General features: G+C 41.2%; 10 protein-coding genes and 2 tRNA genes. 7 read left to right on the forward strand and 5 right to left on the reverse strand.

What is annotated here, in order from left to right:
* Nucleotides 1-238 precede the first annotated feature (238 nt).
* The 3 genes from BuS5_RS15800 (at nt 239) to BuS5_RS15810 (ending at nt 4,442) form a co-directional block, all read left to right on the forward strand.
* Nucleotides 239-949 carry an endonuclease III domain-containing protein gene (locus tag BuS5_RS15800; RefSeq protein ID WP_084445810.1) on the forward strand — a complete coding sequence of 237 codons (711 nt, stop codon included), beginning with the start codon at nt 239-241 and terminating at the stop codon, nt 947-949.
* A 535-nt stretch (nt 950-1,484) separates the two neighbouring features.
* Nucleotides 1,485-2,825 (forward strand): chromosomal replication initiator protein DnaA, encoded by a 1,341-nt coding sequence (dnaA, locus tag BuS5_RS15805; RefSeq protein ID WP_027353633.1) that lies wholly within the window; start codon nt 1,485-1,487, stop codon nt 2,823-2,825.
* 189 nt (nt 2,826-3,014) lie between these two features.
* Entirely contained in the window at nt 3,015-4,442 is a 1,428-nt protein-coding gene (locus tag BuS5_RS15810; RefSeq protein ID WP_051374696.1) for an FAD-binding oxidoreductase, read from the forward strand.
* 57 nt (nt 4,443-4,499) lie between these two features.
* Here BuS5_RS15810 and htpG read toward each other — a convergent pair whose 3' ends face one another.
* Nucleotides 4,500-6,431 (reverse strand): molecular chaperone HtpG, encoded by a 1,932-nt coding sequence (htpG, locus tag BuS5_RS15815; RefSeq protein ID WP_027353634.1) that lies wholly within the window; start codon nt 6,429-6,431, stop codon nt 4,500-4,502.
* 186 nt (nt 6,432-6,617) lie between these two features.
* Here htpG and BuS5_RS15820 point away from each other — a divergent pair.
* The 4 genes from BuS5_RS15820 to BuS5_RS15835 all read left to right on the forward strand — a co-directional run bounded on the left by BuS5_RS15820 (nt 6,618) and on the right by BuS5_RS15835 (nt 7,638).
* Nucleotides 6,618-6,690: transfer RNA gene (locus BuS5_RS15820), tRNA-Lys, on the forward strand.
* A gap of 21 nt (nt 6,691-6,711) precedes the next feature.
* Nucleotides 6,712-6,789 (forward strand) — tRNA-Glu (locus BuS5_RS15825).
* Between the two features lie 283 nt (nt 6,790-7,072).
* On the forward strand, nt 7,073-7,342 hold the full coding sequence (locus tag BuS5_RS15830) for a BrnT family toxin (protein WP_027353635.1): 270 nt from the start codon (nt 7,073-7,075) through the stop codon (nt 7,340-7,342).
* Complete coding sequence (locus BuS5_RS15835) at nt 7,342-7,638, forward strand: antitoxin (RefSeq protein WP_027353636.1); 297 nt, start codon at nt 7,342-7,344, stop codon at nt 7,636-7,638. Before BuS5_RS15830 ends, BuS5_RS15835 begins: the two co-directional genes overlap by 1 nt.
* Nucleotides 7,639-7,825: 187 nt before the next feature.
* On the opposite strand, the gene alaS is transcribed toward BuS5_RS15835, so the two are convergent.
* The 4 genes from alaS to BuS5_RS15855 form a co-directional block, all read right to left on the reverse strand.
* Nucleotides 7,826-10,453, reverse strand: a complete 2,628-nt coding sequence (gene alaS, locus BuS5_RS15840; RefSeq protein WP_027353637.1) for an alanine--tRNA ligase — start codon at nt 10,451-10,453, stop codon at nt 7,826-7,828.
* A 20-nt stretch (nt 10,454-10,473) separates the two neighbouring features.
* Nucleotides 10,474-11,517 (reverse strand): recombinase RecA, encoded by a 1,044-nt coding sequence (gene recA, locus BuS5_RS15845; protein WP_027353638.1) that lies wholly within the window; start codon nt 11,515-11,517, stop codon nt 10,474-10,476.
* Nucleotides 11,518-11,691: 174 nt separating this feature from the next.
* Complete coding sequence (locus BuS5_RS15850) at nt 11,692-12,624, reverse strand: DUF368 domain-containing protein (protein WP_035265040.1); 933 nt, start codon at nt 12,622-12,624, stop codon at nt 11,692-11,694.
* A 27-nt stretch (nt 12,625-12,651) separates the two neighbouring features.
* The gene (locus tag BuS5_RS15855) at nt 12,652-14,202 is read right to left on the reverse strand and encodes a DUF4301 family protein (protein ID WP_051374697.1); all 1,551 of its coding nucleotides are present in this window, start codon (nt 14,200-14,202) and stop codon (nt 12,652-12,654) included.
* Nucleotides 14,203-14,314 lie beyond the last annotated feature (112 nt).

The following is a 14,314-nucleotide window of genomic DNA, read 5'->3' on the forward strand; positions in this document are numbered from 1 at the left end:
AAAAACAAGCAAATATTACAACAATTGCCAGGCGCCCTCCTTATTTTTATTTTCTATTAAATTACCATATTGAATTTATTGTAAATCAAAAATCAGGCCGCATTTGATGCAATCGCCCTGTAAGATTGGGAAAACTTGATCATCCCTCGTATATCGTATATATTTTTTATATTTGTAATGTTTTATGTGCAGTCTGGAAATGTTCGGGGAAACTTCGCAAAGGATAAAGAGAAACACTATGGGCATCAAGCTTGAATCTTTTATTTTGGCTCTGGAACAGGAGGTTGCAAATTACCATACTCCTGTTGTTGACCTGATCGCAGTGCAGACCCGTGATCCCTTCAAGGTGCTGGTGGCAACAATTCTTTCAGCCAGAACCAGGGATGAAACCACTGCCCGGGCCTCCCGCAGCTTATTTAATGAGGCGACTGATATTCATGCGCTGGCCGGTCTGAGTGAGGAAAGAATCCGTGCATTGATCCGCCCGGTTGGATTTTTTAATAATAAAGCGAAGTATCTTTACGGGCTGCCGTACGCTTTGAAACCTTATGCCGACAAGGTGCCGGATGAACTTGAGGAACTGTTAAAACTGCCGGGGGTGGGGCGTAAAACAGCCAACCTTGTTTTAGCGGTGGCATTCGGCAAACCTGCCATATGCGTCGACACCCATGTGCACCGCATCATGAATATCTGGGGATTTGTGAACACCAAAACTCCAGAAGCCACAGAAAGGGCTTTGTGCAAAGTATTACCCATCAAATACTGGACCAGGATTAATTCAATTATAGTCACGTTCGGACAAGAGCGCTGCAAACCGGTAGGGCCTCAATGCGACTGCTGCCTGTTTGAGCAGGATTGCCCTAAAAAGGGTGTAATTCCAAGATTGTTGCCAACAGGAGAAAGGATCAAATCGAAAAAGCAACGGGTAAAGCTTGCAAATGCAGGGTAACCACATTTGGCTGGATCTTACCATAACACCGATATAGTTTGATTGCAGATAAAATCTATTGCTATTATGTGATATATTCTTTCAATCAAAGATGTTGCCTGGAAGCAGGCTGAAAAATTTTTGCTTTTTTAAAAATTGACGATAATAAAAGTATAAACTAGATTTCAGCAGAAAATGTTTTTGTTGATAAATTGTCTAATAAAGGCGGATATGCTTAAATTTTTTAGCAAAAAAATTTAATTTTAAAAAGGGCGTATTTAAAGCCTGTTATCTTGAGCTCTGCCAATTATATCAATAAAAACTTTTAGTTATAAAATGTTCATAACTCGGCTTCCCATAGATGTAAAATTGCAATTTCCAGGTTTGACCTATGAGCGCTATTCCCATAAAAAGGCATTAAGTTTTTGATTCATTCTTTTTCTGGCCAGATATAGATTCCTCCGAATATATGTATATTCAAATTTACATTTCTTCGCCTTTAATGGCGTGACAAAATTTTTATATTAATCTTATTTAAATTACAGGTGTGCTGTTGATGGAAACTGTATGGAAAAATGTTCAGTCTGTTATTAAAAAAAGTGTTCCTGGTCACAGCTTCAGGATGTGGATAGGGCCTTTGGAGTTTCAATCTTTTCAGGGGGGGCGATTACAGGTTAACAGTCCTAATTTTTTTTCCCGAAAAAGAATTCTGGACCAGTATGCTGCTCTTATAGAAAAGGAATTTGAAAAAATTACTGGGGAAAAATGTAGATTATCAGTAGATATTTCCGCCAATCAGAAAAAAAAGCCGCTATCAATCTCATCAAACCCTCAAATGACTCTACCAAACCTGAATTTCCAACCCCGCTGCGGACGGCTGCTGAGTAAAAATTATACTTTTGATCAGTTTGTTGTGGGGAATAACAATGATTTAGCATATTCAGCTGCGCTGTCGCTTGCATCTATGAAGAGTTCCCAGCAGAATTCTCTTTTTTTTCTGGGAAAAACAGGTATGGGTAAAAGCCACCTTTCCCAGGCAATCGGGCATCACTTATTATCCGAACATGTTACCGAAAAGGTATATTATATTACTGCTGAAGATTTTACCAATGAAATGGTAAACGCATTCAAGAATAATTCTATCAATCAATTTAAAACAAAGTACAGAAACGGTTGCGATGTATTGCTGCTTGAGGATGTGCATTATTTGAGCGGAAAAAAACGAACCCAGGAAGAGCTCTCCTTAACACTTGAATCACTGCACGAAGCTGATAAAAAAATAATTTTTTCGAGTTGTTATTTACCTTCTAATATACCCGGCCTGAATGATAAACTCAGATCCCGTTTTTCCTACAGCCTTATTTCTAGTATAGAGCCGCCTGATTTCAGAACCAGGGTACGCATACTTAAGAAAAAATCGATACGCAATCATATGATGATTTCAGATGATGTCATTAATTTTCTGGCAGGCGCCCTTACGGAAAATGTGAGGCAGCTGGAGAGCGGCCTTATAGGCGTTACAGCCAGGGCATCTCTGCTGGGAAAGAAAATAGATCTCGATCTTGCGGAAAATGTTGTAAAGGATATAGTCAGAATACAAAAGAGAATAACTATAGATATTATCAAAAAACTTGTTTGCAAGGAATTTAATGTCTCAGTTAATGATATTGTTTCACGCTCACGTAAACGATGCTATACACGGCCTAGGCAGATAGCCATGTATCTTTCCAGAAAGTATACTGACGCGCCCCTCCAGTTAATAGGAAAAAGTTATAACCGGTATCATGCCACAACCCTTCATTCAATCAACTGTGTTGAGCGTGGAATAAAAGATAACACCATAATCAAAAAGCAGGTTGAGATACTTACCGGCAAACTGGATGCTGGAAAATTCTGATTGTCTTCTATACCTTAGGGAACTTACAGAAAATAATCTACGCATCCTGCTTGCCCTTTTGTCCGTCTTCTACGTTGCGGTAACAGTTGTATAGTTCACTATGCAACTGTTACTACGCCTTGAAGACGAATAAAAATTCTGCACGATATGCGTAGATTTTTTCCTTCCAGTTCCCTTAAAAGTACCTTAATGACTCTTTCAAAAAAAACTTTTCGACGACTCAGGGAAATAGTAGGCAAAAAAAATTGCCTTAGAGATAAGGAAGATCTTGCCTGTTATGCATATGATGCAACCGGATTAACCTATATGCCTGATGCGGTGCTGTTCCCTGAAAATACAGCGGAAGTTTCCTCCATTTTAACACTTGCAAATAGAGATGGTTTTTTTGTGATTCCCCGCGGAGCAGGTTCAGGAATGACAGGTGGGTCCCTTGCGGTTAAACAGGGCGTAATAGTAGTTATGACCCGTTTTAACCGGATAATACAAATTGATAAAGACAACCTTGTAGCCCATGTTGAGCCTGGAGTCGTGACGGCTAGTTTGCATAACGCAGTTGAAAAGGAAGGACTCTTTTATCCTCCTGATCCGGCCAGTTTTGATTTTTGCACTCTGGGCGGAAATATGGCCGAATGTTCCGGAGGCCCGCGTGCCGTCAAGTATGGAGTAACACGGGATTATGTACTCGGCCTTGAAATTGTGCTCCCCACAGGCGAGATAATTAATATCGGTGTGCAAACAGCCAAAGGGGTTGTCGGATACGATTTAACCAGACTTCTAATAGGTTCGGAGGGTACTCTCGGAATAATCACAAAAATGGTGCTGCGTCTTTTACCGCTTCCGGAGACAGTAAGAATAATGAAGGCCGCTTTTTCAGAAATGGAAACAGCTGCTGCAACAGTCTCTGCAATCATGAATCACGGTATCATACCACGTTCGATAGAATATATGGATAATGCATCCATAAGGTGCGCCGAAGGCTATCTTAAAACCGGCCTGCCGGTTAAGGCTGCCGCCCTGCTGATAATCGAGGCGGACGGAAAACAAGAAGATGCGGATAGATCAATAAAGGAACTTGGCGCAATCTGCCGATCAATGGGAGCTGTTGATATTCAGATAGCAAAAAACAATGAGGAATCTGAAAATATCCGGAAAGCCCGCAAAGCTCTATCCCCGGCGCTCTTTGAATATGGCCCTGATAAAATAAATGAAGATATTGTAGTTCCTAAAAGCAGAATTCCGGATATGGTTAAAAAGATAAAGGAGATAAAAATAGAGACCGGGCTTACAATTGTCAGTTTCGGCCATGCCGGAGACGGAAATATCCACGTAAATGTGATGCTTGATAAAAAAAATATAGAAGATGTTAGAAAGGCTGAATATGCAGTCAATGCTCTTTTCGATTATGCCCTGGAGCTGGGGGGAACAATTTCCGGAGAGCATGGCATAGGCATTACAAAGTCAAATTACCTGGAAAAGGAAATCGGCCTGGTTGAAACAGCTTTGATGAAAAAAATCAAAAACATATTTGACCCTAAAGGCATTCTGAATCCTGGAAAAATTTTTTATGAACCCGATATTTTAACCGCAGAAAGCGCAGAGGAACTGCTTGAATTTTAATATAATATTCTTCCAGCGGTCTCTGCGTTCTCCGCGGTTAAATCAAGTTTACAAATCTCACACGGTTATAGCTTTTGACATCAACTCTCCGATTGTTTTTGAGAATCGGGCAGGATTCTCCACCTTGCCGCCTTCACTGATTAGCGCAATATCAAGGAAGAGGTTGCAATATTCCTTCATTACCGGCACAGAAGGATCTTTTTCAAACAACGCTTTAACTTGTGACATGACCGGATGATCAATGTTTAACTCAAGCACCCGTTTAACATCAGGCGTCTTCTGCCCTGATGACTTGATGATTTTTTCCATATAGGCGCTCATGTCGTAAGTATCTCCCGAAAGGCATGCAACCGAATCTTTCAAACGCGTGGAGGCCTTCACCTCCTTAATTTTATCCTGAAGTTCTATTTTAATAAAGTTGAACAGATCGGTATATTCATCCTGTTTCTTTTCATCAATTTTTTCTAAATCAAGATCGCCCTTTTCAGCGCTTTTGAGCTGTTTACCATCGTATTCCGTTAATGATTGCACAACCCATTCGTCGATAGGGTCAGACATTAACAGGACTTCAATATCTTTTGCTTTCAGTTGTTCAAGATGCGGGCTGTTCATGATGGCCGACAGATTGTCCCCTGTGATGTAGTAAATATTTTCCTGTTCTTTGTCCATATTCTCAACATACTCTTTTAGGGAAATCAGTTTTCCTTCGGATTTGGTAGTTTTATACCGGATAAGTTCGGAGATTTTATTTCTGTTTTCAATATCTGTATGAATGCCTACTTTGATAAGCTGTCCGAATTCCTCATAAAACTTTTCATAATCATCCTTTTCCATATTTTTCAACAGCTCGAAGATCTTTTTTACAAGGTTTCGCCGTATATTTCTGATGAGGTTGTTTTGTTGTAAAATTTCACGGCTTACATTCAGATCGAGATCCGGTGCATCTACCACACCTTTTACAAATCTCAGGTATTCCGGTATAAGTTCTTTGCAGTTATCCATAATAAATACACGTCTGGAATAAAGGTGTATACCGTGACCGCTTTCAGTATGAAACATATCAAAGGGCGCCTTGGAGGGAATATATAATAAAGCGGTATATTCGGTTGCGCCCTCAAACTTCATATGCAGACGTGTCAGGGGAGGGTTCCAGTCATGGCTGATATGTTGGTAAAATTCTTCATGCTCTTTGTCTGAAACCTCATCCTTGGCTTTTGTCCATATGGCCTGCATGGAGTTAAGGGTCTCTTCCCTGATTACCTTTTTGGTTGTCTCTCCTACAGGCTTGCCCTCTTTATCAAGAACCTGTTCCTCTTTGGGGATAGGTTCATCCTTCTCTACATCCATAACAATCGGGTAATGAACAAAATCCGAATGCTGTTTGACAATAGACTTTATAGTCCATTCATCAGTAAAATCCTTCTCGCCTTTTTCCTGTTTTTTTAATTCTAAAATTATAGAAGTGCCTCGCGATTCCTTAGAGGTCTCTTCAATTGTATAGGAGCCGTCACCATGGGATTCCCATTTTGTGGCAGTTTCAGAACCGGCCCGCCTGGTTATCAGAATAATTTTATCAGCAGCCATGAAGGCACTGTAAAAACCGATTCCGAATCGGCCTATAAGTTCGGGCGCCAAGGTGTCATTATTCTGAGCCGCTTCAAGCGCTTCCAGGAAGGCTCCGGTTCCGCTTTTGGCAATAGTGCCTATATTCTCCATTACCTCATCATAGGTCATACCGATTCCATTATCTGAAACTTCCAGGGTTTGCTTTATACCGTCCGGAATGATTTTTATCTTAAATTCGGTATCATCACCAATTATGTCTGGTGAAGTCTGAGCTTCAAAACTGAGCTTGTCAATGGCATCCGAAGAATTGGAAATCAATTCTCTTAAAAAGATTTCCTTATTGGAATACATTGAGTTTATAATTAATTTTAACATTTGCTGAACTTCTGTTTTAAATTGATGAGTCTCTTTTTTTACGACCATTTTATTCTCCTGTTTTATTATACGATTTTAGTATTTGATAATGATTCAATAATAATACGCTGAAAATGGATGTCAACATGTAGGACTGGCGCAGATTAAAGAGATAGATAAAAATAAATTTAATATTACTTTTTTTGTTGACAAAAATAAATTTTACAGTTAAAAATATTATTTTTTTAGCGCATCGGGCCGTTAACTCAGTTGGTAGAGTATCTGCCTTTTAAGCAGAGAGTCGCGCGTTCGAGTCGCGCACGGCCCATCAGGTGTTATAAATTTTTGCGTCCCCATCGTCTAGCTTGGCCCAGGACACCGGCCTTTCACGCCGGCAACAGGGGTTCAAATCCCCTTGGGGACGCCACAAATACCCTTTCAATGGTAAACAACTACCCTTGATTTCCAATAATCTTTCCCATGGTTCATCTTGGGAAAGATACAAACTTCTCGCAATAGGGCTTGAATCGCTCTCTTTCTTTTTTAGGGCCAGCATGGCTTACTTCCTCCGACTAAATTCCCAATCACATTTGCCATTTCCACGTTCCTTTTTGCGCCCTGTGATGCAGTATGTTCTGTTTCTGATATCTTCCTTAATACTTTTAGCATTTCATATTGACAAAAGGCATCCATAAGCATATTGTTTGTACATGAAATATTTAAATTGGAATTCTGAAAAAAATGAGCTTTTAAAGTGTAAGCGTGGGATTTCTTTTGAAGAAATTGCTTATTTAATTGAATCTGGGCAAATTCTTAGCATTGAGGAAAACCCAGGGCATTCCAATCAAAAGATATATATTATAAAAATTGATCAATATGCTGTGGTAGTACCTTTTGTGGAAACAGAGGAAGAAATTTTTCTCAAAACAGCATTTCCAAGCCGGAAATATTCAAAACATTTCGGATTAAAGGGGGAATAATGAATAAATTTAGCAACAAAACCTTTAGCCCAATAGATCAAGAAGAAAAAGATATAATGGAATCTATTGAGCGTGGAGAATGGCACTCTGTTAAGAATGTTGATCAAGAAAAAAGCAAAGCAATTTTAGCAGCACGTAATACCTTGAAGAAAGATAAGCGTATAAATCTTCGCCTTACTCAAAAAGATTATCATCAAATTCAAATAAGAGCGATAGAAGAGGGAATACCTTATCAAACACTTATTTCCAGTATTGTGCATAAGTATTTGAATGGAATGTTAAGCTCAAGATCATAAGAAAAATTTTAATTGTTATGTGGTGTATTTCTTGAAACTTAAAACTTGTTGTTTGTACAAAATATTGGAGGAGCGGATATCCAGTAGTGTTTTCTGTTTGCGTTTAACCTATCTGTGTGCATCTATGTCCCATTGTTGTTTCAAAAACCAAAAAATATATTCATCACATTCATAAACTATTCTGCGATCACATTGCCTTTATCACTTCAACAGCTTTTTCCAAAGCCTGGGCAATTTTATCCGGCTTTGAACCGCCGGCCTGGGCCATGTCCGGCCGGCCGCCGCCGCCGCCGCCAACAACAGAAGCTGCCGCTTTAATTATATTGCCTGCATGATAACGATCAGTAAGATCCTTTGTTACAATGGCTATCAGAAGCGCTTTGGATTTATTAACACTGCCCAGAACGACAATGCCCGACCCTATTCTATCCTTGAACTTATCTGCAATCTCCCTGAGAGCCGCAGGTTTATCGATAGAGACTTCTTTTACAATCAGGTTAACATTGTTTATTGTTTGAATCTCATCACCCTCAGAATCCGCCTTAAGGATGGCAATTTTTGCTTTCAGACTTTCCACCTCTTTTTCAAGAGACTTCTGAGCCTGGATATTCTTTTCAATCCTTGGGATAAGTTCATCAGGCTTTTCCCGCAACAAACGTGATATATCCTGTACTATCCTGAATTTTTTGCGGATCTCAATCAATGCGGATTCGCCTGTTAAAGCCTCGATTCTCCTTATTCCTGATGCCACACTCGATTCTGCTATTATCTTGAAAAAACCTATGTCCCCGGTTCGCCGGGTATGTGTTCCGCCGCAGAGTTCCCGGCTGAAATCCTTAATCGAAACCACCCTTACTCTATCCCCGTATTTTTCTTCAAAAAGAGCCATTGCCCCGGATTTAAAAGCTGTATCAGCATCCATCTCTTCCACCTTGAGAGGGAGATTCCTTCTGATGCGCTCATTAACAAATACCTCAATTTGGTCAAGCATTTCCGGCTCTATCTGTGAGAAATGTGTAAAATCGAACCTGAGTCTGTCAGCAGCTACCAATGAACCAGCCTGTTTAACATGATCACCGATAATTTGACGAAGAGCTGAATGGAGTATGTGTGTGGCAGTATGATTACAGGCAATTGCATGGCGTGCTTTTACATCAATACTAAGGACAGAAGAATCGCCCTTTTTTATCTTTCCTGATGCTACTTTTCCTTTGTGAATTATCAGGCCGGTCGGGTCCTTAATGGTGTTCAGAACATCTATCTTAAAATTATCGCCTGAAATCTCTCCCTTATCACCAACCTGCCCCCCGGATTCCCCGTAAAACGGTGTTGACGCCGTAACTATCTCTACAACCTGACCCTCAGAAGCTTCCGGGACTTCCGTCCCATCCTGAACAAGGAGAATAACCCCGGCATCGGATGAAAGAGTATCATACCCGGTAAATTCAGGTTTAACACCTTTTGATGAAAGATTTTTATAGGCCTCGCTGATTCTTGTTAAAGTTGCAGCAGATCCGGATTGAGCGCGCTGCCCTTCCATGGCCCTGTCAAATCCCTCCATATCAAGCAGCATCTCTTTGTCTCTAACAACATCTTTTACAATGTCGACCGGGAATCCGTAGGTGTCGTAAAGTTTAAATATAACGTCCCCGGAAATCGATGTGCGCCCGTTATCCTGTAAATCCGACAAAGTATCGTTTAACAGCTTCAAACCGTTGTCCAGGGTTTCGGAAAAACGGATCTCCTCATTTTTAATCACATTGTCGATAAAGGCAGCGCCCTCTTTAAGCTCTGGGTAGGCAGACTGCATTATATCAAAAACAACATTTGCGGTTTCATGTAAAAACGGTCTGGTCAGGCCGATATTACGCCCGTAACGGATGGCCCGGCGCATGATCCGTCGCAGCACATATCCACGCCCTTCATTGGAAGGGAGAATGCCGTCGCCGATTAAAAATGCCGCTGCCCGTGTGTGATCAGCTATTACCTTCATGGCAATATCGTCTGCCGGCAAATCTCCGAATTTTTTTTCCGAAAGAGCTTCGGTTTTTCTTATTATCGGCAGTAGTAAATCCGTTTCATAATTTGTGGGCACATCCTGTATGATTGAGGCCAGTCGCTCCAGCCCCATACCGGTATCTATACTGGGCCTGGGCAGGGGGGTCAGTTTGCCGGAATCGTCCCGATTGTACTGCATGAAAACAAGATTCCAGATCTCAAGAAACCTGTCACATTCGCAGCCTACCATGCAGTCCGGGCTGCCGCAGCCGAAATCTTCTCCTCTGTCTATATGTATTTCACTGCAAGGACCGCAAGGACCGGTATCCCCCATGGACCAAAAATTATCCTTTTCGCCGCATCTCACGATTCTATCCTGGGAAACGCCGATATTTTTATGCCATATATCAAAAGCTTCATCATCTTTCAGGTAGATTGAAACCCAAAGTTTCTCCACTGGCAGGCCGAAACCGTTTACCAGCAGATCCCAAGCATATTCAATACCTTTATTTTTAAAATAATCGCCGAATGAAAAATTTCCCAGCATTTCAAAAAAAGTATGATGCCGGGCAGTATAGCCAACATTCTCAAGATCGTTATGCTTGCCGCCGGCCCGCACACATTTCTGGGAGGTTACGGCCCGCGCATAGTCCTTCTTTTCTTCGCCTAAAAAGGTACGTTTGAACTGCACCATCCCTGCATTAGTAAAAAGCAGGGTCGGGTCATCCGACGGCACAAGCGAAGCGCTCCTTGAGATATAGTGATTTTTATTTTTAAAATATTTTAAAAACTGCCTGCGTATTTCATTGCCGGTCATTATAAACTCCAATGGAAAAATCAGTTAGCGTCTGCAACAGGTTTTTCCTTAACGGCATCTTCCTCTTTTTCAAAAAGCCCAAGCGATGCTCTTACTTTAGTCAAAATCAGATCGTAAGTTTCCCGGTTCTCCTTGAAATATTGCTTTACATTATTTCGGCCCTGACCAATCCGCTCACCTTCATAGGAATACCAGGAACCGCTTTTATCTATAATATCGGCTTTTACACCCATATCAAGCAGATCGCCGGTTTTTGATATACCTTCTCCATACATGATATCGAATTCAGCCTCCTGGAAAGGAGGCGCCATCTTGTTTTTAACCACCTTAACCCTTGTTCTGTTGCCGATAACCTCCTGGCCGTCTTTCAGAGCGCCGATTCTGCGAATATCCAGCCTGACCGAGGAATAAAATTTCAAGGCGTTTCCGCCGGTAGTGGTCTCGGGATTTCCGAAAACAACACCAATTTTCATACGAATCTGATTAATAAAAATCAAGGCTGTCATTGTCTTGCTAAGTGTGCCTGTGAGCTTTCTCAAAGCCTGGGACATCAGCCGGGCCTGAAGACCCATATGTGAATCACCCATTTCGCCTTCGATTTCAGCCCTTGGGACAAGCGCGGCAACCGAGTCGATAACCAGTATGTCTATGGCTCCGCTCCGAATAAGCATATCCGCAATTTCAAGCGCCTGCTCTCCTGTATCCGGCTGTGATACCAGAAGTTCATCACAATTTACGCCTAATTTTTTTGCATAACCCACATCAAGTGCATGTTCGGCATCTATAAAGGCTGCTATACCGCCGTTTTTTTGGGCCTCGGCAACAGCATGCAGGGCAAGTGTTGTTTTACCGGATGATTCCGGGCCGTAAATTTCAATGACCCTGCCACGTGGCAGGCCGCCGATACCTAAAGCCTTATCAAGGGCAAGGGAAGTGGTAGGAATAATCGGCACATCCACCACGGCCTGACTGCCAAGTTTCATAATTGAGCCCTTGCCGTATTGGCGTTCTATCTGAATAATGGCGGTATCGATTGCCTTGCCCTTGTCTTGGTTATTCTCCATTAAACTCCCTCTATAAATCAGTTAATAACGCCCATGGCTTATCTGGCACAATAAAGCCGGATTGGTTGTGTCCGGAATTCGATCGTAGAGACAAGGCATGCATTGTCTCTACTACTTCGGCCCTATATCATAAATAAGGATCTGATTCAAACTTCACCCATTCCTGAAATTAAACTATTCTCTCTTTTTCGCCCAGAAGTTTAACAAAAAAACAAGCAGAAATCCAGCAATAGATATGCCGATAGCCATCATAACATCAACATCCCAATGTTCCGGCAAAATATTTTTCTGTAATGTGCCGGCAAGATTTTTATGCGAATCAACAGCGCTGAATATCGTCTTTTTCCAGGGCCAGATCTTTCTTAATGATCCGATCATGAAACCGGTTAACACGGCTATTGTAACATTGGGATACTTTTTAAAAAACCAGTTGAGAATACAGACAAAAGTGAATAATCCGGCTCCTGCTCCGGCCGCCACCAGTAATAGAATCAGAAAATCCCGCTGATGAACAGCCTCTAATATAAAATGATATTTCCCTAAAAGAACCAGGATAAATGCGCCTGAAATTCCCGGCAAAATCATAGCGCAGATTGCCATTGCCCCGCACAAAAACAGGAACCATGCTTTATCAGGAGTTGCTGCCGGCATTATTCCCACGAGATAATAGGTACAGAATGCTCCAAGGATAATCCATAAAAGAATCCATAATGAGCGCTTTTTGAAATGTTGAATTAAGGTAAATATAGAGGCTAATATTAAACCAAAAAAAAATGACCATAAGGGTACCGGTCTGTTGTCAAGAAGCCAGCTTAAAATTCCGGCAAGTGTGAAAACAGCAGTTAAAATGCCAACCAGCAAAGGCAGGACAAATTTCCATGCTGCACGGTCAAAGGCTTTTTTGGTTTCCAGGGAGAACAAAAGCATAAAAAATTTCAAATCAAATGATTTGATGGAAAAAATAAGCTCCCTGTAAATGCCGAGAATAAGCGCCATTGTGCCGCCGGAAACCCCGGGCACCACATCGGCGGCTCCCATACAAAAGCCTTTCGCAAACAATGATGGGAAAGGTTTAACAAAAGATTGGGTATTATTTTTATTTTTCATTTTTATTTTTCACTTTAATTTTTCACTTTAACCCTGGTGTTCTGCTCTGAGCAGATCATTTACGGTCTTCACAGGATTAAATGTAATTTCAGGAACTTCAATAAAAACAGTATTCCAGGATGACATGGCACCGTTCCAGAGACCCGGAAGCTCCAGGGCTTTCAGCTGCCTGCCGTTTTTTGATTTGTTTGAAATAAATACAGCTTCATTATCAACATACTTTTTTAAATCAAACTGGTTGCCCTGGAAATCACGCACGCCGCATACAATATCCACAGGATTGAAATGGGTTGCAGAGGAGAGTATAGACTGCTGTCTTTTTGACCCAGGGTCTATCTGTGCGGATTCTACGATCTGCCTGGATATGTTTTTATCTTTCCCCTCCACCCAGAACGGTCCCCCCCCGGGATCACCTGCATTCCGCACCATACCGCATACCCTGAGGGGCCGGTTTAATTTTGAAAAAAGATAAGCTCCTTGTTCTTTTTCTGAAGCATCGTTGACATCATCCGGTATACCTATCAATAGACGGTGTCTGATAAACTCGAACATCTTTTTAATATTATGCTGATCAATATCGCCGCATGACAGATTTCTCATAAAATTGAAGATTTCATTCTGCAATTCCACCAGAAACCCGCCCAGAGCCTTTTTATATAAAAAAGTATCCTGTTTTAGCCGGTCAGGCACAACATTATCAATATTTTTCAAAAAAATTATATCACCCTTAACCGAATTAAGATTATCCAGCAAAGCGCCATGTCCTCCAGGGCGGAACAGGAGTTTTCCATCTGTGTCCCGAAAGGGATTATTATGCTCGTCAACGGCAATGGTATCAGTGGATGGTTGTTGGTAAGAGTATGTTATCTTGAAATTAATTCCCGACTTTTCATAAAATCTGCTTATTTTATCAAGATGCTCCCTGATTAATGCAGCATGACCGGGCGCAACGGTAAAATGGATTCTGCATACTCCGTTATGATCCTTTGTATATTCTGCGGCTTCAGCCATATGTTCTTCAAAAGGGGTTCTTGAATCAGATGAATATTTATGAAAAAGTATCAACCCTTTAGGCAAATTTCCATAATTGAGTCCTTTGGGTGTCAAAATATATTCCAGAACGTCTTTATACTCTCCTGCAGCCAAAAATCGGTTGAGATCAAGACCATTTTTTTGCATAACAGCTTTTAAATCATCATAAAATGCAAAATTCCGGATCCCTTTTACAAATGCCCCAAAGGCCCTGGCAACGTCTGCATCCGCTTCCGTTTTTATAAAATCATCGTTAAGCTTGGCATCAAGGTTATTGAGGGAGTGTAATACCTTAAACATCCTGCTGGCAGCTCCTGACGCTGGTACAAATTTCATTGTTCTGCCGGACAACGATTCTTTTGTATATAATGCCGCCAGCCTGTCCGTATAATGACGATCCAAAACGGTTATCCCGTCACCTACTTTACACGAACCCTTCAAGTTTAAATAAAAATTGCTCTTTTTGAAAAGTTCTATTTGCGATATGATCTCACTCATTGTAAGATTCATATCCTTAATCTGAATTAAATCATTATTGTTGAACATTGATTATATTTTCTCTCATTCCTGGGTGAACACTGGTAGGGGCACGATGCATCGTGCCCCTAATCAAGTTTTGACCTATAACGCAGTGACATTATTGACCTGGAGATCTATA

This window comes from Desulfosarcina sp. BuS5 (genome assembly GCF_028752835.1).
GTDB lineage: Bacteria > Desulfobacterota > Desulfobacteria > Desulfobacterales > BuS5 > BuS5.